Source organism: Pseudomonas sp. Irchel 3H7 (genome assembly GCF_900187605.1).
In the GTDB taxonomy this organism is placed as follows: domain Bacteria; phylum Pseudomonadota; class Gammaproteobacteria; order Pseudomonadales; family Pseudomonadaceae; genus Aquipseudomonas.
Genome location: NZ_FYEA01000012.1, coordinates 1 through 24,658, shown reverse-complemented (window position 1 = coordinate 24,658; position 24,658 = coordinate 1). Strand labels below are relative to the sequence as shown.

The following is a 24,658-nucleotide window of genomic DNA, read 5'->3' as shown; positions in this document are numbered from 1 at the left end:
GCACCGCGACCACTACTGCGCCAAACGACGTGTTGACCGGCCATGCACCGCTGACCAACGCGATCACCGACGTGACCGGCGGTAACTTCGAAAACCTCGTGGCTGACAAAACGCCGGTCAGCACGAACGTGACCGACACTGTCGACACCACCCATCTGTCGCTGAGCGCGACGAACTCGGTCGCTGAAGGTGGCTCGATCGTCTACACCGCAACATTGACCAACGCCGCAGGCTCGCCAGTGACCGTGACGCTGAGCAACGGCGCCGTGATCACCATCGACGCCGGTAAAACCACCGGCACCGTGACCGTTCCAGCCCCGGCTGACGACGTCTACAAAGACGCCGGCACCGTGCAGGCGACAATCAGTACCGCCACTGGTGGCAACTTCGAAAACCTGGTGCCGAGCACGACGCCGGCTGTGACCAGCGTCACCGACACCATCGACACCACCACCGTGAAGCTGACGGCCACCGAGTCGGCGGCTGAAGGCGGCAATGTCGTTTACACCGCAACCGTCGGCGCGCCAGTGACTGGCTCGCCAGTCGTGGTAACCCTGTCGAACGGTCAGACCATCACCATCGGCGTTGGCCAGACCACCGGAACCGCGACCACTACTGCGCCAAACGACGTGTTGACCGGCCATGCACCGCTGACCAACGCGATCACCGACGTGACCGGCGGTAACTTCGAAAACCTCGTGGCTGACAAAACGCCGGTCAGCACGAACGTGACCGACACTGTCGACACCACCAATCTGTCGCTGAGCGCGACGAACTCGGTCGCTGAAGGTGGCTCGATCGTCTACACCGCAACATTGACCAACGCCGCAGGCTCGCCAGTGACCGTGACGCTGAGCAACGGCGCCGTGATCACCATCGATGCGGGCAAAACCACTGGCACCGTGACCGTTCCCGCACCGGCCGACGACGTCTACAAAGACGCCGGCACCGTGCAGGCGACAATCAGTACCGCCACTGGTGGCAACTTCGAAAACCTGGTGCCGAGTACGACTCCGGCTATCACCAGCGTCACTGATACCATCGACACCACCACCGTAAAACTCACTGCAACCACAACTGCAGCCGAGGGCGGCAACGTTGTCTACACCGCGACTGTTGGTGCTCCGGTAACAGGTACGCCTGTGGTTGTGAACCTGGCAAACGGTCAGACCATCACCATTGGTGTTGGCCAGACTACGGGGACTGCAACCACTACCGCACCAAACGATGCGTTGACCGGTCACGCGCCGCTAACCAACTCGATCACCAACGTCACTGGCGGCAACTACGAAAATCTCGTAGCCGACAAGACGCCGGTTTCGACCAACGTCACTGACACCGTCGACACCACCAATCTGTCGCTCAGTGCGACCGGTTCTGTGGCTGAAGGCGGGTCGATTGTTTACACCGCCACGCTGACCAACGCCGCAGGTTCGCCTGTGACCGTGACCCTGTCGAACGGCGCAGTGATCACTATCGAGGCCGGCAAAACCACCGGCACCGTGACTGTTCCGGCACCGGCTGACGACGTTTATAAAGACGCTGGCACTGTCCAGGCAACGATCAGCACCGCCACCGGTGGCAACTTCGAAAACCTCGTCACCAGCACTGCTCCGGCCGTGACCAGCGTCACTGATACCATCGATACGACTACCGTGAAGCTGACCGCAACCGGTACAGCGGCTGAAGGCGGCAACGTCGTCTACACCGCCACCGTCGGCGCAGCCGTGACCGGCGCGCCTGTTGTCGTGACCCTGGCCAACGGTCAGACCATCACCATTGGCGTCGGCCAGACCACCGGCACCGCGACCACCACCGCACCGAACGATGCTCTGACCGGTCATGCGCCGCTGACCAACTCGATCACCAACGTGACGGGCGGCAACTACGAGAACCTCGTGGCCGACAAAACCCCGGTCAGCACCACCGTGACCGACACCGTCGACACCACCAACCTGTCGCTGTCCGCGACCGGCACCGTGGCCGAAGGTGGTCAGATCACTTACACCGCGACCCTGACCAATGCCGCAGGCTCGCCAGTCACCGTAACCCTGAGCAACGGCTCGGTAATCACCATCGACGCCGGCAAAACCACTGGCACCGTGACCGTTCCAGCCCCGGCTGACGACGTCTACAAAGACGCCGGCACCGTGCAGGCGACCATCACCGGCACCAGCGGCGGCGGCTTCGAAAATCTGGTGACCAACACCACGCCAGCCGTGACCAACGTCACCGACACCATCGACACCACCACCATCAGCATCACTGGCAGCAGCTCGGTGACCGAAGGCCAGACCGCCAGCTACACGGTCAGCCTGAACCACCCGGCGCAAACCGAAGTGACCCTGAAAATCGTCTACAGCGGCACCGCCGCCGACGGTTCGGACTTCACTGGCGTTTACACCGTGAAGATCCCGGCAGGTGCGAGCAGCGCGCAGTTCAATGTCGCCACCATCGATGACAAGATCACCGAAGGCACCGAGAACTTCGTGGTCAAGATTGATTCGGCCACCGGTGGCAACTTCGAGAACCTCGCGGTCAGCAGCACCAATGGCAGCGTCAGCACCTCGATCATCGACAACGATGCGCCACCCGTGCTCGACCTGGATGCCAACAACTCCAGCGGCGCCACCGGTGCCGACTACAAGGTGACCTTCACCGAAAACACCCCGGGCGCGGGTGTGTCGATTGCCGACACCGACATCAGCATCACCGACCCGGACAGCACCATGCTCACCGGCGCCACCGTAATCCTGACCAACCGTCAGGACGGTGATGCGCTGAACCTGGGCAACAGCGTCAACGGCATCACCATCAATGCCAACAGCACTAACGGCACCGTCACGCTGACGCTGTCCGGTAACGCGACGCTGGCCGACTACATGCAGGCCATCAAGAACATCAGCTTCACCAACAGCAGTGAAAACCCGAGCACCGTGCCGCGCATCATCACCGTGACCGTGACCGATGGCGGCAATTACTCCAACACCGCGACCACCACGGTCAACGTGGTGGCGGTCAACGACGCACCGGTTGCTGCACCGAGCAACGTCACCGGCACCGAAGACACCCCGCTGGTGCTCGGCTGGTCGACTTTCGGCGTTACTGACGTCGACAGCCCGGCCGCCAGCCTCGGCATCAAAATTACCCAGCTGCCGGGCGAAGGCAAACTGCAGTACCTGGACGGCTCGACCTGGAAGGACGTCGCCAACAACCAGACCTTCAGCAAGGCTGACATCGACGCGGGCAAGCTGCGCTTCCTGCCGGATGCCAACGAGTCGGGCGTCAACGGTTACGGCGGCAGCGGTCTGGGCAACAACCAGGCTGACTACGCGCAAATCAAGTTCCAGCCAACCGACGGCCAACTGCTGGGCAACACCGGCACCGTGAAGATCGACATCACCCCGGTAGCGGATGCGCCGACCGTGAGCGTGGCCGACAACAGCGTGAAGTCGACCGGACTGATCAAGGAAGTCTGGACTGGTCTCTCGGGTCTGGGCACCAACGGCAACGGCGCGGATTCGACCACGTTGAAAAACGTCATTGACGGTGCGGGCACACCGAACACCAGCACTAACGTCAACAACGTGCAGTCCGACGGCAGCGTGACCGCCGGTACTGCCTCGAAGACCTCGGGCCTGATCTATCTGGAAGCCGGCAAGACCTACACCTTCAGTGGTATCGGCGATGACAGCCTGTTGGTGACCATTGGCGGCAAGAGCGTGGCATCGACCACGTGGGGCGCGGGCGGTAACCTCAACGGTTCGTTCACCCCGACCACCAGCGGCTACTACACCCTGGACATCTACCACCACAACCAGAGCGGCCCGGGCAGCTACGACGTCAACCTGTCGGTCAACGGCAGCACGCCGATCGACCTGAGCAGCGCTGGCGTACCGATCTACACCGGCGTGCAGGATCTGGTGAATTCGGGCGTGACCGTCTCCGATCTGCACGGCAGCAACGGCGAAGGCTATTACGACGGCTACAAACTCAACACCGGCGCCGAAGGCACCACGGTGAAACTGTCGGCAATCACCACCGCACTGACTGACACCGACGGCTCGGAAACCCTGAGCGTGAAGATCAGCGGCGCGCCAGTCGGCTCGGTGCTCAGCGATGGCGCGGGCCATACCTTCACCGTCACCGCCAGCAGCGGCGACGCCAACGTCACCGGCTGGAACCTCGGCAGCCTGACCGTGACCCCGCCGCCGTACTACAACGGCCAGTTCAACCTGACCGTGACCTCGACCTCCACCGAGATGGTCGGCGGTTCGGCGAGCAGCACCGCGACCATTCCGGTCACCGTGGTGCCGGCGGTCTACAACGCCATTGTCGCCACGTCGGCCGATGACACCGTCAGCGGCACCGATGGCAACGACATCATCGTCGCCGACATCGGTGGCCTGACCGTGGTCCCGGGTACCAACTACAACATCGCCTTCATGGTCGACAGCTCCGGCAGTATGAGCAGCTCGTCGATCAATGCGGCCAAGGATTCGCTGACGTCGGTGTTCAACACCCTCAAGCAGAGCCTGGGCGGCAGCAACTCGGGTACGGTGAACATCTTCCTGGTGGACTTCGATACCCAGGTCAACAAGTCGGTGTCGGTGAACCTCAACGACCCGAATGCGCTGACCCTGCTCAAATCCGTACTCGACTCGATGAGTTCCGGCGGCGGCACCAACTATGAGGACGTGTTCAAAACCACGGCCAACTGGTTCCAGAGTGCCGACGCTGTGGCCAACACCGGGGCGAAAAACCTCACGTACTTCATCACCGACGGCCAGCCGACCTACTACCAGAGCGGCGAGCAGACCAACCCGACGCTGTACGGCAGCGTGAAGTTCGACAGCGTGGTGACCACCAGCAACTACAAGCTGGGCGACACCTTCAGCACCTACATCGACAACACGCATTACCTGAGTATCAACGCCAGCGGTTTTGCCCAGTTGCAGACCTACACCGCCCGTTATGGCTGGAGCACCACCAATCTGGGCACCGTTCACGCGCAGGGCGACGGCACTTACGAGTTGTCGAGTCTGGCCGGTAGCGGCAGCAGCACCACCTCGACCACCACCGACAACTCGACCAGCAGCTTCGCGTTGCTCAGTGGCCTGTCGAATGTCGAGGCCATCGGCCTGAACAGCGGCGTCAGCCTCAACGACCTGAAACCTTACGATTCGGATAAAACGCCGCAGACCAACATTGATCCGAAGGATCTGGCCAACTCGATTATCGGCCACACCGAAGCGACGATGCCGGGCAACGACACCGTCAGCGGTGGCGACGGCAATGACATCCTCTTTGGCGATCTGGTGAGTTTCAACGGCATTGCCGGTGAGGGTTATCAGGCGATGCAGGCGTTCGTTGCCAAGGAAACCGGCGTCGACGTCAGCAAGGTCACCACCAGCAACGTGCACCAATACATCACCGAGCACTATCAGGCGTTCGATGTGTCCGGTGCGCATGATGGCAATGACACGCTGTTGGGTGGCGCGGGCAATGACATCCTCTTCGGCTCGGGCGGCAACGACCTGCTCGATGGCGGCAAAGGCAATGACATCCTGCTCGGCGGCACCGGCAACGACACACTGATCGGTGGTCAGGGCAATGACATCCTCATCGGTGGTTCTGGCGCCGACACCTTTGTCTGGAAGGCGGGCGACACCGGCAACGACGTGATCAAGGACTTCAAGGCCGCCGACGGTGACCGTATCGATCTGCGTGATTTGCTGCAGGGCGAGACTGGCAGCACCATCGACAACTTCCTGAAGATCACCACGGTCGACGGCACGTCGTCGCTGCAAGTCAGCTCGGCGGGCAAGTTCAACTCCGGCGATGCCGCAGCGGCGACCCCGGACGTGACGATCAAACTGGAAGGCAACAACTGGTCGAGTGCCAACATTCACAACCTGATTGCCGGCAGCGACCCGACCATCAAAGTCGACCACAACAACAGCTGATCCGTGAACAAAACGGCCGCCCCAATGGGGCGGCCGTCACGTTTGTGCTTACCGCGACGGTGACGATTACGTCGCCGCACCGCATACTCGCGCGCAGTTGGCTATGCTGCTGACAGCATGACGCTGGTTCATTTCCGAGGGATGCTCAATGTTTTACGTGCAACGCGATGCGCAAGGTCTGTTGATTCGCGTGGAAGCCGCGGCCTACGCCGAGGCCACGGAAACGCTGCCGGCCGACAGCCATGAAATCCAGGCCTGGTTCGCCAATGAAGTGGTGGAAACCAGCCTCAAACAGCTCAAGCAGAGCGACTTTGAAATGATTCGGGTACTCGACGACCTGATTCAGGTGCTGACCCAGAAAGGCGTGATCCGCGTCACCGACCTGCCACCGGCGGCCCAGGCCAAACTGATGGACCGGACCCAGGCGCGGGAAGCGTTGGGCGGGTTGAGTCAGTTGATTGATGAGGATGAGGGCGGGTTGATCTGATCCCCCGTAATCAAAAGCCTACCCTCACCCCAACCCTCTCCCGGGGGGAGAGGGAGCTGACCGAGGTGTCTGGCGTTATACATCGACCTGAGAAATCGAATCGATTATGGATTCAGCCCCCTCTCCCGGAGGGAGAGCGGCCAACCGAGGTGTCTGGCGCTATAAGTCGATTATGGATTCAGCGGAGCTCTTTCACGTCGGCGTATTACATCAATATCGCACGGTCAGTCCCCTCTCCCTCCGGGAGAGGGCTAGGGTGAGGGTTGCTTTTGCAATGACTCACCGCCAAGGCTTCGGCTCACCCAACAACTGCCCCTGAACCCCATACAAACCCATCTCGCGAATCACCGCCAACTCCCCTTGCGTCTCGACCCGCTCAGCAATCAGCGGCAGATCAATGCTGTGCGCCGCGCGCTGGATCGCCTCGATGAACAGCCGCTTGTCACTCTCCTGATCAATCGCGCGAATGTAGCTGCCATCGATCTTCAGGTACGCCAGCCCCAGCCGCGCCAGATTACCGATCATGCTGAAACGACCACCAAAGCGCTGCAGGCTCAGTGAGAAGCCCAGTTCGCGCAGGCGCCGGGTCAACTGCTCGAGCACCGCTTGTTCCGGCAATTGCTCCTCGCCGATTTCCAGGGTCAGGCGCTCGCCGAGGTTGGAATGTGCGCGCAAAATCTCGAAGACTTTGTTCAACGCCTGCGGATCGGCCAGGGTCGCCGAAGACAGGTTCAGCGCCAGCGAATCTTCATGTTCTTTCATCTGCTCCAGCACGCGCTCAAGCATCAGGCGATCCAGCCGCGCGGTCCAGCCGAAGCGCTCCAGCCATGGCAGAAAACGCCCGGCCGGGATGGTCTGGCCCTGATCATCGAGCAAGCGCGAGAGCACTTTGTAATGCAGCACCAGTTGCGTGTCTGCGGCGGCGACCACCGGCTGGAAATACAGCTCGAAACGTTGCTGACTCAAGGCCTGATCGAGCAAACGATGCCATGCGTGGTGATCGTCGCCGACATCCGCCGTCAGGCTCTGATCGATACAGGCCCAGTTCTGCTCGCCCTGCCCTTCGGCTTGCGCCAGCGCCTGATCACCGAGGGTCAGCACCTGTTGCGGCGAATCGCCGTGAGTGAAGGGCGCCAGGCCGATCGACGCCACGGCAGCGACGTCGGTCGCGCCGGTGGCGTGCAGACTGCTCAAGGCATTGTCGAGGTTCTGCGCCAGTTGCAGCGCTTCTTCTCGAACCAGCCCCGGCGCCAGCACAGCGAACTCACCGCCACGAATCCGCGTGACAAGGTTCTGGGTTTCCGGGTACTTGGCGCATTCGCGAGACAACTGTTCGCCGACTGCTTTCAACAGTTCATCGGTGCGCTGACCGCCCAGACGCTGGTTGAGCCCGGCCAGATCCTTGACCCGCAACAGCAGTAGATAACCAGAACTGGCCTGCTCCGGATTGCTCACCCGATTGTTCAACTGCATCTCGAAATAACGCCGGTTGGCCAACCCCGTCAGGTTGTCCTGATAAGACTCGGCCCGCAGTTTTTCACTGCGCTCGGCCTGCTCCTGAAACAGCGCCTTGAGCTTCTCGACCATCTGGTTCATCGCCTGCACCACGCGACGCAACTCAGGCGTGCGCGGCAATTCAGGCAGGCTGAGAAACTCGCGACGGGCGATGGCGTGAGACTGCTTGACCATGTAATCCAGCGGCTTCAATTGCCGGCGCAGCAGCAATGCGCCGAGCACCGCACTCACTGCGCCGCAGATCAGCAACCAGCCAAGGCTGCCCAACGCGCTCTGCCACAGCTTGGCCACGGCAAACATCGGATGGCTGACCACTTCGACCCGCGCCGCCTGCTCCCAGCCACGGCTGACCAGCGCGTCGCCACCAGCCGGTTCCAGACCGATCAGCTTGACGAACCAGTCCGGCACATTGCTGACCGCCGGAATGCCATTGCGCTCGACGATAGTCTGATCGGTCTTCAGATCGACCACGCGGATGCTCGCGTAATAACCGCTGTCGAAAATCGAACTGACCAGCAACTCGACCATCGCCGGGTCGTCGATATTCGGCGTCAGCGACAAGGCCAGCGCCGTCGCGGCGTCCTGCGCGTGGGAACGCAACTGGTTGACGTACTGGGTGCGCGAGCTCTCCAGACTGACCATGAAGCTGCCGGTGAAGGCGACCACCAGGAACAGACAGATAGCGATCAACAGCTGTTTGAACAAAGACATCTGAGCGCGTGCTCCTAGTTAGTCGTCTCGACCGGGAAACCTTCGGCCTGCATTTTCTTCAAGACATCCTGCCAGCGTGACAGGCGTTTGGTATCACCGACCTTTTTGTTGCCCTTGGCGCCCGGCAAATACAGACCTTCGGCATTGAAAGAGTAGACCGGCAGCAAATCGGTTCGCTGCGATGCCGGCTGGATCGGATCGATGAGGCTGTCGAGCACCAGCGGCATGGCATCGGGGGTGGCATAGTAAGTCAGGACCATGTGCGCGCGGTTCTGGCGCAACGCTTTGACATAGGTGATGCGCAGCTTGTCACTGGAAACGCCGAGATGGCGCAGGCTGAAATACTTGGCGATCGCATAGTCTTCGCAGTCGCCAGCGCCCTTCCACAGCGCCTCGATCGGCGTTTCCCAATAGTCGACCTCGTGCCACAGGTCGATGTCTTCGACGTAGCGCACCTGTTTGTTGAAAAACAGGTTCACCACTTTGAGCTTTTCCATCTCGCTAACCTGTTTCTGCGTAGCCAACAGATTCTGCCAGGCATCGATGCGCTGCTGCCCGGCACCCAGCGGCCCGTAGAGCGCCGTGGCTTTGCGGCTGATCGTGGAAAAATCCCAATCGGCATGCAGACCGCCCAGCATGACGCCGGCCAGCAGCAGTGCGCAGCCTAGCCAGCGCAGTGTCCGGGGGATCGCGAAACGTACCGCCACAGCAGAATTCCGGGGGGCAGGAAGGAAAGCGTTTGATGGTGAAGCTTAGCCCGGCAAAAAACAATGGCACCATGAGATCATCGGCGACACGCTAAACTTCAGTTGGCACCCAATGTTTTACAAGGTTTGACAACCTGTAGAGCAATCACTAGTGTCATTTGGATCCAAATCAGGCCGACATACAGGGTGCGTAGTCGTGACACAGAAGCCCAAACCGCTGCACAGCATTAAAGTCGATGGACCGATTCCTGCGCATCTGGCCCGGTCGGTGATCGAAGAAACCCTGCGCTCGGCGATCCTCGATGGGCGTCTGCCCTGCGGCACGGCGCTGCGCCAGCAGGATCTGGCCGATTTGTTCGGCGTCAGCCGCATGCCGGTGCGCGAAGCCTTGCGCCAGCTCGAAGCTCAGGAACTGCTGAGCGTTACCGCGCATAAAGGCGCAGTGGTTGCGCCGTTGATTCAAGGCGATGCCACCGAAACCTACGAGCTGCGCATCCTCCTCGAATCCGAAGCCATGCGCCAGTCGATTCCGCAGCTGACCTCGGCCGATCACACACGCGCCGCCGGTTACATCGAAGAGCTGGAAGCGCAACACGACTACACGGAAATCGGCCGGCTCAACCGTTTGTTCCACATGGCCCTGTACTGCAAAGCGCCCAATAAACGCTTGCTGCGACTGGTCGAAGACGGACTCAACGAAGAGGAACGTTTTCTGCGTTTCAACCTTGAGGCCATGGGCCTGGGCAAACTGTCCCAGGACGATCACCGGGCAATGCTGCAAGCCGTGCAGGATCGTGACGTTGAACTGTCAATCAAACTCCTCGAGCAGCACCTTAATCGGGGCGTCGAGGTGATTACCCGTTATCTCGCTACCCCCGCCGCGCAAAGCCGCAAAGCCGCTCGCTGAGCGCGCACCTCCCACGAATCACCCGCTTACAAATCCCCAAGCGATCTGCCCGCCCTCAGGTGGGCGGATCCGCGTGCCCGCTCTAACCTCCTCCGCGCCTATCAGTCCGCATTTGCAGCGTGCCGATGACGAATCGGTAATAGCCGTGGCGCTCATTTACCCGCACTCTTGAACGGCCAACCCCATAAAGAACGGGCGACGCGCCGCCCTGACGGCGCAGTCCCCGCACCAGGAACCTACGGAAGGAGCCTTGCCACGGGAAAAAGGAAGTCATGGCGCGGGGTCACGGCCAACTTCCGCCCCTTTTAAATCATTCAACTCTTATTGCTGGAAAGTTGCTTCGAGTGAGGCATTCACTCTTATCGATCAATTTTGGCCGTTATTCGCCGAAAGGAGCAACTACGCCCAAATAAAACTTTATCCATAAGTTTTATCGGAACAACTCAACTTCAAAAAACAGCAAACTTAAAAAAATTAAAAATATACTTGTTAACTACTTTGTCTGTGTATTAGCTTTTCTTCGCCAAGTTTGAACTTCGCCCTTCAACTCGGCGCCAGCCCAATGCCTGCGGTACCTCAGCAGCGCCTTATGGGCAGACATGAGGCCATGTCACAGGTATATCGTTCCGCACTTATCCATCAGGAAAGAAGGCTGTCGTCCGTCGACAGAAAACAAGTAAGTCGTCGTTTCATTGATTGCGCAGTTTCCAGAGCAGTTCCATTACATATCAACGATAAAGGACATCATGATGCCCAATAAGAACCAACTCGCCCTGAAGAAAGCCGAACTTAGCATTCACCCGATCTTTTCCGAGATCACCTCGCTAACGGTCTTGCGTCGTTTCATGGAAACCCACGTGTTTGCCGTGTGGGATTTCATGTCGCTGACCAAACGCCTGCAGCAGGAGCTGACGTGCACCCGTTTGCCGTGGTTACCGCCGCGTGACCCTCACGCCGCCCGGTTGATCAACGAGATCGTTCTGGGTGAAGAATCGGATGATCGCCTGACGGAGGGTCATTACAGCCATTTCGAGTTGTACCTGGATGCGATGCGCGAAATCGGCGCGAGTACCACGGCCGTGGAGCGCTTTGTCGCCCTGCAACAGGAAGGGGTGAGCTATGACGTTGCGCTGCAAAGCGTCGAGGTGGATCCGGCCGCTGCGCAATTTGTCCGCGACACCTTGCGTACCGCCCTGCATGCACCAGGACACAGCGTGGCGGCGGCGTTTCTGCACGGTCGCGAGAGTGTGATCCCGACCATGTTCCAGCGCATTCTTGACGACTGGGGCATCGGCATCGAACAGGCACCGACCTTCCGTTACTACCTGGAGCGGCACATCGAGGTCGACTCCGAAGACCACGGCCCGGCGGCAGAACACCTGCTCGAACGCCTGGTCGCCGGCGATCCGCAGCGCGAGGCCGAGGTCTACGCCAGCGCCATCGCCGCCGTGGAGAGTCGCATCGCCCTGTGGGACGGCCTGCGCCTGAGCATGCGCGAACCGTTGGCGGAGGTGGCCCAATGAACGCCGCCGACTATCAATCCTTTGCCGACGCCTGGGAGAACCGCGCCACCATCCGCACTCGCCCCCGACGCGTGCTGGAAGACGATGAACGCCTGATCTACCCGCTCAGCCGCCAACCACTGGTGCTCAGTGAAACCTTCCTGCGCGAGTGCCCGCAACAGCGTGATTTCGCCTTGGTGCAGACGCTGTACAAGTTCATCAACGACGTGGTGATTTTCGAAACCGAGATCGTCGACAAGACCGCACGCAGCATCGCCAAGAACCGCTTCGCCGTGGCCTTCCCGTTTGCCTGTCGTTACGACGCGATGACCGTGGTGGTCGATGAGGATTATCACGCGCTGGTGGCGATGGATTTCATGCAGCAAACGGTAGCGATGACCGGCATCGAGCCGATTCAGTTGCCCGATGAGATCGAGTTGAGCCGGGCGATTCCTGCGGCTGTAGCGCTGGCACCGGAGCACCTGCGCAGCGCGGTGGAATTGATCTGCGTGGCCATCGCCGAAAACACCGTGACCGGCGATGTCGCGGCGTTCGCCCGCGATGACACGGTCAAGCCGTCGATCAAAGGTCTGATGGCCGATCACTTGCTCGACGAAGGTCGTCATTCGAGTTTCTGGGCGCGGATGGTGCGTATCTATTGGCACACCGCCAACGCGGCGGATCGCGAAACCATCGCGCAGATTCTGCCGGTGTTCATCGGCCACTACCTGACCAACGACATCCAGAAAGCCTTCGATCTGCGCCTGATCGACGCACTGCCGGTCAGCGAGGCGACGCGCCGTTCGCTCAGGGATGAAATGGCCGGGCTGGCCTTTCCGATCAATCGCCACCATCCGCTGGTGGGCAACATCGTCAAGTTCTTCCACAACAGCTCGCTGCTCGACACGCCCTGCGTGCAGCACGCCTTGCGCGATTACCTGGTTTGACAAGGAGGCCGACATGAAACGTCTCGACATTTTGCTGATTGGCGCCAGCCAGGCCATGACCGACCTGGCGCAGGAACTGGAACAACACGGTCACTCCTTGCAGCGCAGCGGCGTTGCGGCATCGACGGTGGATTTGATCATCGACGATGGCTTCATTGGCGCTGGCGACTTCTGCGCCATCCCGCATCTGCATCTGCGTCTGGGTGTTGGCGTGCAGAGCCTTGGCGGTTTGCCGTCACTCGATTTGCTGTGTTTTCTTGGCTCGTCACTGATCAGCCGCGTGCCGATTGCCGATGAGCCATCGGGAAACGGTCAGGCATTGCGACAGCGGGTGCTGACCCAAGTGGTGGACGAAGTGGCGTTGCTGGTCAGCCGCTTCTCCCGTGACGCTGAGTATCTTCAGCAGGCCGGATCTGTGCCGGCGCCGGATTTCGAGCGGATGGAAAACCTGCTGTTTCTCGACAACCTGGCTTACGTCCATCAGCGCAACGACACCGCGAATGTGGCGCTGCTGAAACAGGCGCAAGTGCCAGTCATCGAGCGTCTGCAACAGAGCTTGATTCGCCACGCCGAACGGCCGGCACTGCACCTTGGCGAACAGTCGCTCAGCTACAGCCAGTTGCACGACTACAGTCGCGCGATTCAACAGCAAATGCTGCCTTTGCTCGAGCAACATCCGCAACCGTGGGTGGTCGGCATCTGCCTGCCGAAAAGCCCGGCGTTGTTCGCATCGATTCTGGCGGTCCTCGGCAGCGGCGCGGTGTATTTGCCGCTGGAGCCGAGTCATCCGTTGCAGCGCCAGCAATACATTCTGCAAAACGCAGGCGCGCTGCTGTTGTTGCATGACGGCGAGCATCCGCTTGGCGAAACCATGGCGGGGCTGGACGTCAGCCGCATCGACAGCGCCGAGGCAGATCTCAGCCAACCGTTGATGCGCCGCCGCCCCGAACTTGATGCAGCGTGCATGGCGCTCTACACCTCGGGCACCACCGGCCATCCGAAGGGTGTGCTGCTCAGCCAGGCCAACCTCGCGCACTTCACCGCGTGGTACGCCGATTACGTGCAGTTGCAGGCAGAAAGTCGAGTCTTGCAGTTCTCGTCGCTAAGCTTCGATTCGTCGCTGATCGACATCTTCCCGACCCTGCTCGAAGGCGCCGAACTGGTGGTGCCCGACGACACGCAACGGCGCGATCCGCTGCAACTGGTCGCGTTGATCCGCCGCCGGCAACTGACCCACGCGTTCCTGCCACCGGCACTGTTGAGCATCCTGCCGCTGGAGCAACTGGAAGGCGTGCAAGTGATGACCGGCGGCGACGTCTGCGAGCCGTTCGTCATCGAGCAACTGACCCGTCAGGGCACGCTGCACAACCTTTACGGCCCGACCGAAGCCACGGTGCTGATCACCGCCCGCCGGCTCACACCGGGTGACAGCAACCGCAGCCTCGGCGCGCCGATCGCCAACAGTCAGGTGCTGATCCTCGATGACGATTTGCAACCGGTACCACAGAACACCGTCGGCGAATTGTTTATCGTCGGCCCCGGCGTCTGCCTCGGTTATCTGAACAACCCACAGCAGACTGCCGAGCGTTATCTAACCTTGGATTTGCCGGACGGCCAAACGCTGCGCGCCTACCGCAGCGGCGACATGGCCAAGTGGGGCGAGGACGGTATCGAGCTGTGCGGACGGCGCGACAATCAGGTGAAAATTCGCGGCTTCCGGGTCGAGCCGGAAGAGATCGAACGCTGCCTGCGCGAGAGCCAGTTGTACCGGCAAATCGCAGTGGTGATCGACTCTCAGCGACGGATTCTGGCGTTCCTCGCCCAGCCGCAATCGGACATCGCGCGCGAAACGCTAAAGGCTCACGCCCGGCAATTTTTGCCCGACTACATGCAACCCGTGGCGTGGTCTGAACTGTCGAGCATGCCGTTCGCCAGCAACGGCAAGGTCGACCGCAAAGCGCTGCTGGAACTGCCGGTGAGCGTACAGGACAGCGGGCCGAAATGCCTGCCGGCGAATGCCGATGAAGCACTGTTGCTGGAGATCTGGGCGGAATTGCTGGAGCTGCCCACCAGCGATATTTCCACTGACGAAAGCTTCTTCAATCTCGGTGGTCACTCGATTCTGCTGTCGCGAATGTTGCTGCGGCTGCGTGAGGAGTTCGGGCGCAGCATCTCGATCAACCGCTTCATCGAACTGCCGACCATCATCAAACTCGCGACGCTGGTGCGCGGCACCGATGACAGCACGGTGCTCAGCGCTCAAGCCATGGCCGACGCCGAGCGCGCACTGGATATCGAGCCACTGCCGATCAGTCGCATGGGTGATGTGCACAAGGTCATCGTCACCGGGGCCAATAGTTTTGTTGGCGTGCACATCGTCGAGGCGCTGCTCGGCTGGGGCGCCAGTGAAGTGGCGTGTCTGGTGCGCGATGGCGGCGGGCAAACGGCGGCGCAACGCTTTGCCGAGTCACTGCGGGAAAACCGTCTGGAGCATCTGGATCTGAGTCGCGTGCGGGTTTACGCGGCAGATATCACACGCCCGCAACTGGGCCTGGACGACGACGATTATCAGCGCCTCGATCGTGAGTTCGGCGCGTTGGTGCATAACGCCGCCAACGTCAATCACGTACTCGATTACGAGTCGCTGGCGGCAGACAACGTCGAGCCGATTTTTGCGCTGCTGCGTTTGTGCGAAGGGCAGAGCAAAAAGGTTTTCAATTTCGTCTCGACGCTGTCGGCTTCAAGTACGGTCGACGATGCGGGGCGAGTGCTGGAATTGCCTGCCGCGCAAACGCCGCCGATCTACATTCGCAACGGCTACAACCTGTCGAAATGGGTCGGCGAGCGCATCCTCGAACGAGCGCGGGAGCGCGGCGTCCGGGTCAATCTGTACCGCCCCGGCAACATCAGTTTCAACAGCTTGAGCGGCGTTTGTCAGCCGCACAAAAACCGTCTGATGCTGATGCTCAAAGGCTCGATCCAGCTCGGCCAGGTACCGGCGTTCGCGCTGAATTTTGACCTGATGCCGGTGGACTTTCTCGCCCGCTTCATCGCCTTCCACGCCAGCCGTTATTCGCCGAACCGCGCGGTGTTCAATCTGCATAACCCCGAGCCTTTGAGCTGGGACGCCTACGTCGCTTCGTTCCGCGAAACCGGCAGCGAGTTCGCGCTGGTCAGCGTCGCCGACTGGCAGCAGCAACTCGGGCGTGTCGACGCCGACAACGCGCTGTTCGGCGTGCTCGGTTTCTACCTCAACGGCTTTGAAGAAGACATCGGCGACATCTCCCTGATCGGCCACGCCAACGCTGAAGCCGGCGTACAGCAGATGGGCGCTCATTACCCGCAGAAATCCCCGGCGCTGCTGCGTCGCGGCTGCGACTACCTGAAAGAAATCAACTTCATCTGATCCAACAAAAGGAGCAACACCATGAGCACTCTGCAACCCGATACCCTGATCAAAAACCCCCATGGCTGCCACGTTGTGTCTTCGGTAGAAGTGCCGGCGGACGCCGCACAGGTCTGGGCGGTGGTTGGCAACTTCGCCGGTTTCGACCGTTTCATTCCAGCGCTGTCGCACATCGAAACAACCGGCGAGGGCGTGTCTTCGCTGCGCAAAAAATGCTTCAAGGATGGCAACCTCGTGGTCGAGCAACTCAACTCCCGCGATGAACACGCGCGGAGCATGACCTGGACGACGATTTACAACACGTTGGGGGTGGCGAATCTGTGGGCGGCGATGAATGTGGAAGCGCTGGGCACAGGCAAATCCAGGGCAACCTGGACGATCATTGCCGAGCCGGCTTCGGGCGGTGAGGAGGCGTTGCCGGGGTTCAAGGATTTTGTGCAGGGGTTTGCGGATGATGCGATGGGAAATGTGCTGAAGCTGTTTGTCTAAGGCTTCGGCTTTGCGGTGAATGCACCACCGCTTTCGCGAGCAGGCTCGCTCCCACAGGGAAATGCATTCCAAATGTGGGAGCGAGCCTGCTCGCGAAGAACGATAACGCGGTCAGATTTTGAAGCTGTCGACCAATTGCTTCAGACGGTTAGCCTGCTGCGACAACGCATCACAATCCTTCAACGTTTCATTGAGGTTGGCGACGCTCTGCTGGTTCAGCAGGTTGATCTGGTTAACGTCGACGTTGAGGGTTTCCACCACGGCGGTCTGCTCTTCGGTCGCCGCTGCCACCGACTGGTTCATCCCGTCGATTTCGCCGATACGCTGGGTCACGCTGACCAGACGCAAACCGGCCTGGTTGGCCACTTCCACGCTCTGCTCGCTGGACGCCTGACTGGCGTTCATCGTGGTTACCGCTTCGCGCGAACCGATCTGCAACGACGTGATCATCTTGTGGATCTCTTCCGCCGACTCCTGGGTGCGATGGGCGAGGTTACGCACCTCGTCCGCCACCACCGCAAAACCACGCCCGGCTTCACCGGCACGCGCAGCTTCGATCGCCGCGTTGAGCGCCAGCAGGTTGGTCTGTTGCGAGATGCCTTTGATCACATCAAGGATGTGGCCGATGTTGTCGGTGCTGGCATTCAGGGTTTCAATCTGCGTGCACGACAGGCTGATTTTCTGCGACAACTCGGTCATCGCTTGAATCGTCTGCTCGACTACCTGACGACCGTCATCAGCCTGCTCGCTGGCGCCGCTCGCGTGTTGCGAAGCATCGGCGGCGTTGCGCGCGATTTCCTGAGTGGCGGCGCCCAACTCGTTGATCGCGGCAGCCACGCTGTTGGTGCGCGCGCTTTGTTCGTCGGAACCGACGATCGAAGCATTGGACGACGCCATCACGCGCTGCGACAAGTCATGCACATGGCGGGTTGCCGAGGACACTTCGGAAATCGACGCGTGAATCCGTTCAACGAACTGGTTGAATGCGCTGCCCAATTCACCGAATTCGTCTTTGCTCTCAACCACCAGACGACGGGTCAGATCGCCTTCGCCCTGAGCAATGTCCTGCATCGCACGACCCATGGTGGTCAGCGGACGCATCAGGACATTGATCAACAGGCTCAGCAGCAGCGCAATCGCAGCCACAGCAACAAACATCGCGATCAGCGCCGAGGTGCGAAATTGGCTGAGTGCGGCGTAGGCTTTATCGCGATCAATCGACAGACCGATGTACCACTGCGCATTCGGCAGATCGCTCACCGGGGTGAACGACAGAATACGTTCCTGGCCATTGAGCACCACGTTCTGGTTGCCCTTCTCGATGCGCACGCTGGTGTTCGGGTAGATGTCTTTCAGGTTTTTCATGACCTGATCTTTGTCCGGGCTGACGATCACCTGGCCGTCGGCGCTGACCAGGAACGCGTGGCCAAGACCACCGAAGTCCACCGAGTTGATGATCTTCACCAGGGTTTCCAGGCTCAGGTCACCACCGACCACGCCAAGCAGCTCGCCGTTCTTTTTCACCGGCATGGCGATGGTTACCACTAACCCGCCAACCGCTGCCATGTACGGCGGCGTCAGCATGGTTTTGTCAGCGACCACGGCTTGTTTGTACCAAGGACGCTGACGCGGGTCGTAGCCGTCCGGCATCTTCGCGTCAGGACGCTGGGTGAACACACCGTTGGCCTGACCGACGTAGGTGAATTGGAAGTTCGAAGTGAACGCTGGTTGATCGACCAGACCCGGGAAGTCCGCGTCCTTGCCCTGATGGGCAACGTTCTGCGCGAGGTTTTCCAGCACCAGAATCCGCCCGCTCATCCAGTTCTGCACGCTGCTGGCGGTCAGGTCACCGGCCTGCTGCACGGAGGACTGAAGGTTCTGGCGAATGGTGTTTCGCTGCAGGTAGTCGTTGTAGAGGGTGAACAGCGCGAACGCCAGGACCACGACGCCCGAGGCGGCCAACAGGATTTTATGGCTGAACTTGAGATTCATTTCATGGGACTTCTTATGCCAAAAGTGGGGATGCGTTCCGGATGCAACATTCCATGTACAGCGCAGGCAGCGTTCTAACGGCTGCTCTGATTTGGTGCACGCATGTCTCACCAGTCTGTCGGCACGTGTCGGAGAAATCTTAGGGTTGAGCGGGAAATGGATGGCGTTTCTGCAGGATTCCCGCCGAACGGCGTGCCAGAGCGTTCGCCCCGATGTTTTTCAGGGTTGATGTTCGGGTGGCAGTTGCAAATTTCGTAACCCTTGATGACAATGCGAGTAATTATCATTTGTGACGTTGGCGTTGATGTCCTCACCTGAGTTTGCAGTACAGGCGCTTTACAGTAGTCATCACGGCTGGCTTAACGCTTGGCTGCGCGCGCGGCTGGGCAATGCGGCAGATGCGGCGGATCTGGCGCAGGACACTTTCCTGCGCCTGTTGCAGCGCACCGAACGCCTCGAACTCAAGTCGCCTCGCGCCTTCCTGCGCACGATTGCACGTGGGTTGGTGATCGATCATTGGCGCCGAGAGGAAATCGAACGTGCCTATCTCGAAACGATCGCCCATTTGCCTGAAGCAGAAACACCGAGTGCCGAAGCCCGGGCGCTGGTGATCGAATTGCTGGAGAGCATCGCGCGCATGCTTGAAGGACTGAAGCCGAAAGTGCGTCAGGCCTTTCTGCTGGCGCAGTGCGAAGGTTTAACCCACAAGCAGATCGCCGAACAGATGGGGCTTTCCCTGCGTTCGGTTGAACGTTACGTCGCCGACGCCCTGTATCACTGCTATGTGCTGCGGTATGAAAGCTGATGCCGGTGGATAACGTCTCAGTCGGTCGCCGCGCCGAGCCTCGACAGCACGTAGTCAAACAAGCCATCCATTGGCTGCTGCGCTTGCGCAACAACCATGGCAACCCGCGGTTGAATCGCCAGTGCGAACAGTGGCGCGCCGAACACCATGAGCACGAACTGGCCTGGCAACGGGTGCAGTCGCTGCAAGCCGAGTTGAGCAATAACCTGCGTGCGGTGTCCGGTGCGCAAGTGGCGTTCAACACCCTGGAAAACAGTGCTCAGGGTCTTGGCCGGCGACAGGCCTTGAAGCTGTTGTCTGGCGCATTGCTGATGGGCTCCGCCGCGTGGCTGGCCAAAGACACGGCCGCGTGGCAGCAATGGAGCGCCGATTACGCTACGGCGACGGGCGAGCGGCGCGGCTTTCAGTTGCCGGATGGCACGCGGATCGAACTGAACACCGCGAGTGCAGTGGATCTGGATTACACCGCACAGCAGCGGCTGATCAAACTGACGCGCGGCGAAATTATTGTCACCTGTGGCGGCTCCGACGAGGGCGCGCCGTCTGATCGGCCGCTGCGGATACAAAACCGTCACGGTACTTATGAACCTTTCGATGCCCGATTCATCCTGCGTCAGGAACATGATTGCACTCGGCTCAGCGTCACCCATGGTCAGGTTGCGATCCGCTCCGGCGGCACTTCGGTGGAAGCATTGGCCGGGCAGAGTTATCTGATCGATCACCATCGGGTTCGCCCTGCACCGCCGCTGGCTATGGATGCTGGCGCTTGGGTCGACGGCTTGATCGTCACGCGCAATATGCGTCTGGGTGATTTTCTCAGCGAAGTCAGCCGTTATCGTCAGGGCTTTCTGAGTTGTGCGTCTGACGTTTCCGAGTTGCGTCTGTCCGGCGTATTCCGCCTGGAAGACACCGACAAGCTGTTGGCGATTCTGCCGCAGACGTTGCCGGTGCAATTGCGCTATCGCACGCGTTGGTGGGTGACGCTGGAGCGCGTTGCCTGAAATTATTTTGGCGGGTTTTCGCTGCAGGTCCGGCTTAGTCAGTAAGCACTTCAATTCAAGCGTTTGCGACTTCCTACGGAAACCTACAATGACTGTCCGCGCCACCTGTAAGAACACTCTGAATTTAACTGCAGAATCGGGCCTGTTGCGCCACGCCGTTCGGGCAGCGCTTTTTTCCACGGTGCTGGGCGTTGGTGTGATGCCCGGTTTGAGCATGGCGGATAATCCAGCGGCCAGTGAACTCAGCCATCGCTACAACATTGCAGCGGGCCCGTTGGGTGAGGCGCTGAATCAATTTGCACGTCAGGCTGGCATCACGTTGTCGACGACCCCGCAGCAAACTCAGGGCCGGCAATCGCCAGGCGTACAGGGTGAATATTCGACCGATCAGGCGTTAAGCCATTTGCTCGGTGGCTCCGGTCTGGAAGCGGTCAGCCAGGATGGCAGCAGCTACGTCCTGCGTCCGCTCGCTGAAACCGAAGCGCTGGCCCTGCCAACCACCGATATCAAAGGTTTCGCCCTCGGCAACGCCTTGGGCAGCATGGATGGCTACAACGCCACGCACAGCCAGATCGCCACCAAGACCAGTACGGCGTTGCTGGAAACCTCGCAAAGCGTATCGGTGGTCACTCGCGAACAAATGGATGACCAAGGCTCGCAGACTGTCTCGCAGGCAATGCGTTACACGCCGGGTGTGCTGACCAATCCGTACGGCGCGACCCATCGCTATGACTATGTGGCGATGCGCGGTTTCAACGACGGCTCGGTCGACAACATCTACCTCGACGGCCTCAAGTCGATGGGTGACAGCGGTACTTACAGCACCATGCAAGTCGATCCGTATTTTCTTGAGCGCGTCGACATTCTCAAGGGACCCTCGTCGGTGCTGTACGGTCGCAGTTCGCCTGGCGGCCTGGTGGCGCTGACCAGCAAAAAACCGCTCTACGAGGCTTACCATCAGGTGCAAGCCACGTTCGGCACGCAGGGGCAGCGCGGGGTCGGTTTTGACTTCAGCGGCCCGGTCGATGACGACAAGCGTATTGCCTATCGTCTGACCGGGTTAACGGATCAGTCCGACACGCAATTCGACCACAACAAAGAAAAACGCTTCGCCCTCGCACCGACGTTGAGTATCGATTTCAGTGAAGACACTTCGCTGACGTTGCAGGCGTATCTGCAACACGATCCGGATGGCGGCTACCACGGCGGTGTACCGGCCGACGGCACCATTCATCAGCGCAATGGCAACCGCATCTCGCCACACTTCTTCGAAGGCGAGCCGGGCATCGATGGCTATTCCCGTGATCAGCAATCATTCGGTTATCAATTCGAACATCGCTTCAACGACGTCTTCACCGCTCGCCAGAATTTCCGTTACCTCGATTCCAAAGTAAACATGGATCAGGTCTACGCCTATGGCTGGACCTCGCCGAGCAGCAACGAGCTGAACCGCTATTACACCGGCGGGGATGAGCGTCTGCATGCGTTTATCGTCGACAACATGCTCCAGGCTGAATTTTTCACCGGCGCGACCAAACACACGGTGCTCATGGGCGCCGACTATCAGCGGCGCAAAACCGTGGTCGACTGGACCAGCGGCGGTCTTGCACCGATCAATGCATTCAACCCGGTGTACGGCAACTCGACGGTCGATATGTATGGCGAGACCAGTTACCTGCGGCGTCTGGAGCAGACCGGGGTTTACCTGCAAGACCTGATCGAGATGGACAAGTGGCGCTTCTCGCTGGGCCTGCGTCAGGACTGGGTCGAGACTTCGGACGAAAACCGTATCGCTGAAGCCGGGCGTCCGGTTGACACAGAGATCAATGATCGCCGCACCAAGCTAACTGGCCGTGCGGGTGCGCTGTACCTGTTCGATAACGGACTGGCGCCATACATCAGCTACTCCGAGTCGTTTAACCCGAACTCCTATGCTGACAGCGCCGGCAATCCTTTGGCACCTACCGACGGAACACAGTGGGAAGTCGGTATGAAGTATCAGCCGCCAGGCACTGACAATTTGTTCACCGCGTCGCTGTTCCGCATCGATCAGGAGAATCTGGCGACCAAACTGCCGCAGGAAAACTTCTATCGTGCGGTCGGTGCCGTCCGCTCTCAGGGTCTGGAACTGGAAGCGCACATGCAGTTGACCGATAACCTCAAAGTCCTCGGCAGCTACACCTTCACCGATATCGAATACTCGAAGTCGATGGTCAGCACCTTGAGTACGCCGACAGACGTAATCGAGAACAAGGGCAACTCGCCAACACAGGCCCCGCGTCATATGGCGTCGTTGTGGGCGGACTACAAGTTCGACAACGCGGCACTCGATGGCCTGCGACTCGGCGGCGGCGTGCGTTATGTCGGCTACAGCTGGGCCGATGCGGAAAATACCCTCAAGGTGCCTTCCTACACGCTGTTCGATGCCTCGATTGGCTATGACTTGGGCAAGGTCGGCTTGAAGGGCGTTGATGTTCGTCTGAACGCGAACAACCTGACCAATGAGTCCTACGTCGCTTCCTGCGCAAGCCTGAACTTCTGCTACATGGGCGAAGAGCGCAACGTGGCGGCGACGGTGAGCTACCAGTTCTAAACCTTTCGTCCTGTGCATAAAAAAGCCAGCCTCTGATTTTTCAGGGGCTGGCTTTGTCGTTTCTGTGGGGAAATTCTCATGCGTGCGTTTCTGGTGTTGTTGCATCGTTATATCGGCTTGGCCACCGCAGTTTTTTTGCTGCTTGCCGGGGTCACGGGAAGCATTCTGGCGTTCAATCATGAGCTGGATGAATGGTTGAATCCGCAGTTTTATGCGGCGTCTGCAGTGGGTGAGCGACTGCCGCCCGGTGATTTGGTTGATGCCGTGCAGAGTGCCCATCCAAGGTTACAGGTCTGGTACATGGAGTACCCGAATGAGGCGGGCCACACCGCGTTGCTTGCGATGGTTCCGCGTAACGATCCGGGGACCGGCCAGCCATTCACTGAGCGTAATCAGGTGTTCTATCTGGATCCGGTGAGTGCTGAGCAAAAGGGCCAGAGGTATTGGGGGGAGTGCTGTTTTCAACGGGAGAATTTTGTCCCGTTCATTCTTGAGTTCCACTACAACCTGACGTTGCCGGGTAATTGGGGATTGTTGTTGATGGGTCTGGTTGCCATTGCCTGGGTGATCGATTGCTTCGTTGCGCTGTGGCTGACATTGCCGCGAGGAAAGCCATTCTGGAAAAAGTGGTCGACCGCCTGGAAGGTGAAGGGTGGGCATGCCTATCGGCTCAACTTCGATCTACATCGTGCTGGGGGGTTGTGGCTGTGGTTGTTGCTCCTGCCGATCGCTGTCAGCAGCGTCGCCATGAACTTGCCGAGCCAGGTATTCAAGCCTGCGGTTTCGTTGTTTTCACCGATTGAACCGAGCGTCTACGAGGCTCGAGGGCGAATGACCCCTTCACAGTTGGGGGTGACGCAATTGAGTTATCAACAGGCGTATGAGAGGGCGTTACAGGAGGGGAAAAGGTTAGGACTGACAGCGGCGATCGGGGAGTTGTATTACAGCTTTGAGTACAACTTCTACGGCGCTGGTTTTGGACAGCACGACACCGAAGCCCATGGCAAATCCTGGTTGTTCTTTCATGGTACGGACGGGCGATTATTAGGGCAGGAGATTGCTGGGCAGGGAACGTTGGGAGAGCAATTTTATCGGTTGCAGTTACCGATACATGGAGGACGGATCATTGGAGTTACAGGGCAGGTAATGATCGCGGTGTTAGGTATTTTGATGGCGGGTTTGTCGGGGACTGGCGTCTACATCTGGTGGCGCAAATGGCAGGCTCGACGTATCAGCAAGGCACGTAAAGCTGTTTGATCATTGGTTTTGCAGGTCCTGAAATGACAAAACCCCTGTCTGCGTTAGCAGACAGGGGTTTCGGAATTCAATCTTGACGATGACCTACTCTCACATGGGGAAACCCCACACTACCATCGGCGATGCATCGTTTCACTTCTGAGTTCGGGATGGGATCAGGTGGTTCCAACGCTCTATGGTCGTCAAGAAATTCTGTATCTGGCCCGTCAACACGGTAACAAGCCAGCAAAAACGGTTACTTCTACTAAAACAAAACCCCAACTGCTTTCGCAATTGGGGTTTCGGAATTTAATCTTGACGATGACCTACTCTCACATGGGGAAACCCCACACTACCATCGGCGATGCATCGTTTCACTGCTGAGTTCGGGATG

At 59.5% G+C, this 24,658-nt stretch carries 13 protein-coding genes, 1 rRNA gene and 1 pseudogene; 11 read left to right on the top strand and 4 right to left on the bottom strand.

The window, feature by feature from the left end; genetic code table 11:
* Both CKW38_RS22190 and CKW38_RS22185 read left to right on the top strand, forming a co-directional pair.
* Positions 1 to 5,966, top strand: a pseudogene (locus CKW38_RS22190) (LapA family giant adhesin); the annotation flags it as partial.
* Positions 5,967 to 6,114: 148 nt separating this feature from the next.
* On the top strand, positions 6,115 to 6,453 hold the full coding sequence (locus CKW38_RS22185) for a hypothetical protein (RefSeq protein ID WP_007918987.1): 339 nt from the start codon (positions 6,115 to 6,117) through the stop codon (positions 6,451 to 6,453).
* A gap of 279 nt (positions 6,454 to 6,732) precedes the next feature.
* On the opposite strand, the gene lapD is transcribed toward CKW38_RS22185, so the two are convergent.
* Positions 6,733 to 8,679 carry a cyclic di-GMP receptor LapD gene (gene lapD, locus CKW38_RS22180; protein WP_007918985.1) on the bottom strand — a complete coding sequence of 649 codons (1,947 nt, stop codon included), beginning with the start codon at positions 8,677 to 8,679 and terminating at the stop codon, positions 6,733 to 6,735.
* A 14-nt stretch (positions 8,680 to 8,693) separates the two neighbouring features.
* Positions 8,694 to 9,386 (bottom strand): cysteine protease LapG, encoded by a 693-nt coding sequence (gene lapG / locus CKW38_RS22175; protein WP_095113878.1) that lies wholly within the window; start codon positions 9,384 to 9,386, stop codon positions 8,694 to 8,696.
* A 196-nt stretch (positions 9,387 to 9,582) separates the two neighbouring features.
* On the opposite strand from lapG, the gene CKW38_RS22170 reads away from it, so the two are divergent.
* The 5 genes from CKW38_RS22170 (at position 9,583) to CKW38_RS22150 (ending at position 16,637) form a co-directional block, all read left to right on the top strand.
* Positions 9,583 to 10,293, top strand: coding sequence for a GntR family transcriptional regulator (locus tag CKW38_RS22170; RefSeq protein ID WP_007918983.1), 711 nt, complete (start codon positions 9,583 to 9,585; stop codon positions 10,291 to 10,293).
* Positions 10,294 to 11,042: 749 nt separating this feature from the next.
* Positions 11,043 to 11,816 carry a DUF3050 domain-containing protein gene (locus tag CKW38_RS22165; protein WP_371857972.1) on the top strand — a complete coding sequence of 258 codons (774 nt, stop codon included), beginning with the start codon at positions 11,043 to 11,045 and terminating at the stop codon, positions 11,814 to 11,816.
* On the top strand, positions 11,813 to 12,742 hold the full coding sequence (locus CKW38_RS22160) for a diiron oxygenase (protein WP_007918981.1): 930 nt from the start codon (positions 11,813 to 11,815) through the stop codon (positions 12,740 to 12,742). The genes CKW38_RS22165 and CKW38_RS22160 overlap by 4 nt, the downstream gene beginning before the upstream one ends.
* A gap of 13 nt (positions 12,743 to 12,755) precedes the next feature.
* Positions 12,756 to 16,148, top strand: coding sequence for a non-ribosomal peptide synthetase (locus CKW38_RS22155; RefSeq protein WP_095113876.1), 3,393 nt, complete (start codon positions 12,756 to 12,758; stop codon positions 16,146 to 16,148).
* A 21-nt stretch (positions 16,149 to 16,169) separates the two neighbouring features.
* Entirely contained in the window at positions 16,170 to 16,637 is a 468-nt protein-coding gene (locus tag CKW38_RS22150) for an SRPBCC family protein (protein ID WP_095113875.1), read from the top strand.
* A gap of 111 nt (positions 16,638 to 16,748) precedes the next feature.
* Here the strand turns inward: CKW38_RS22150 and CKW38_RS22145 are convergent, their stop codons facing one another.
* Entirely contained in the window at positions 16,749 to 18,629 is a 1,881-nt protein-coding gene (locus tag CKW38_RS22145) for a methyl-accepting chemotaxis protein (protein ID WP_095113874.1), read from the bottom strand.
* A 304-nt stretch (positions 18,630 to 18,933) separates the two neighbouring features.
* Between CKW38_RS22145 and CKW38_RS22140 the strand changes: the two genes are divergently transcribed.
* The 4 genes from CKW38_RS22140 (at position 18,934) to CKW38_RS22125 (ending at position 24,285) form a co-directional block, all read left to right on the top strand.
* Positions 18,934 to 19,434, top strand: coding sequence for a sigma-70 family RNA polymerase sigma factor (locus CKW38_RS22140; RefSeq protein WP_007918975.1), 501 nt, complete (start codon positions 18,934 to 18,936; stop codon positions 19,432 to 19,434).
* Positions 19,434 to 20,435 carry a FecR domain-containing protein gene (locus CKW38_RS22135; protein WP_095113873.1) on the top strand — a complete coding sequence of 334 codons (1,002 nt, stop codon included), beginning with the start codon at positions 19,434 to 19,436 and terminating at the stop codon, positions 20,433 to 20,435. The genes CKW38_RS22140 and CKW38_RS22135 overlap by 1 nt, the downstream gene beginning before the upstream one ends.
* Positions 20,436 to 20,523: 88 nt before the next feature.
* Positions 20,524 to 23,028, top strand: coding sequence for a TonB-dependent siderophore receptor (locus CKW38_RS22130; protein ID WP_095113872.1), 2,505 nt, complete (start codon positions 20,524 to 20,526; stop codon positions 23,026 to 23,028).
* Positions 23,029 to 23,106: 78 nt separating this feature from the next.
* The gene (locus CKW38_RS22125; protein ID WP_095113871.1) at positions 23,107 to 24,285 is read left to right on the top strand and encodes a PepSY domain-containing protein; all 1,179 of its coding nucleotides are present in this window, start codon (positions 23,107 to 23,109) and stop codon (positions 24,283 to 24,285) included.
* Positions 24,286 to 24,356: 71 nt separating this feature from the next.
* On the opposite strand, the gene rrf is transcribed toward CKW38_RS22125, so the two are convergent.
* Positions 24,357 to 24,472 (bottom strand): 5S ribosomal RNA (gene rrf, locus CKW38_RS22120).
* Positions 24,473 to 24,658 lie beyond the last annotated feature (186 nt).

Bases quoted from the DNA above. Each gene is read 5' to 3' on its own strand.
- CKW38_RS22185 (WP_007918987.1), top strand. From the start codon at position 6,115: ATGTTTTACGTGCAACGCGATGCGCAAGGTCTGTTGATTCGCGTGGAA.
- CKW38_RS22145 (WP_095113874.1), bottom strand. From the start codon at position 18,629: ATGAATCTCAAGTTCAGCCATAAAATCCTGTTGGCCGCCTCGGGCGTC.
- CKW38_RS22150 (WP_095113875.1), top strand. From the start codon at position 16,170: ATGAGCACTCTGCAACCCGATACCCTGATCAAAAACCCCCATGGCTGC.
- CKW38_RS22165 (WP_371857972.1), top strand. From the start codon at position 11,043: ATGCCCAATAAGAACCAACTCGCCCTGAAGAAAGCCGAACTTAGCATT.
- lapD (WP_007918985.1), bottom strand. From the start codon at position 8,679: ATGTCTTTGTTCAAACAGCTGTTGATCGCTATCTGTCTGTTCCTGGTG.
- CKW38_RS22135 (WP_095113873.1), top strand. From the start codon at position 19,434: ATGCCGGTGGATAACGTCTCAGTCGGTCGCCGCGCCGAGCCTCGACAG.
- CKW38_RS22130 (WP_095113872.1), top strand. From the start codon at position 20,524: ATGACTGTCCGCGCCACCTGTAAGAACACTCTGAATTTAACTGCAGAA.
- CKW38_RS22155 (WP_095113876.1), top strand. From the start codon at position 12,756: ATGAAACGTCTCGACATTTTGCTGATTGGCGCCAGCCAGGCCATGACC.
- CKW38_RS22140 (WP_007918975.1), top strand. From the start codon at position 18,934: ATGTCCTCACCTGAGTTTGCAGTACAGGCGCTTTACAGTAGTCATCAC.
- CKW38_RS22125 (WP_095113871.1), top strand. From the start codon at position 23,107: ATGCGTGCGTTTCTGGTGTTGTTGCATCGTTATATCGGCTTGGCCACC.
- CKW38_RS22160 (WP_007918981.1), top strand. From the start codon at position 11,813: ATGAACGCCGCCGACTATCAATCCTTTGCCGACGCCTGGGAGAACCGC.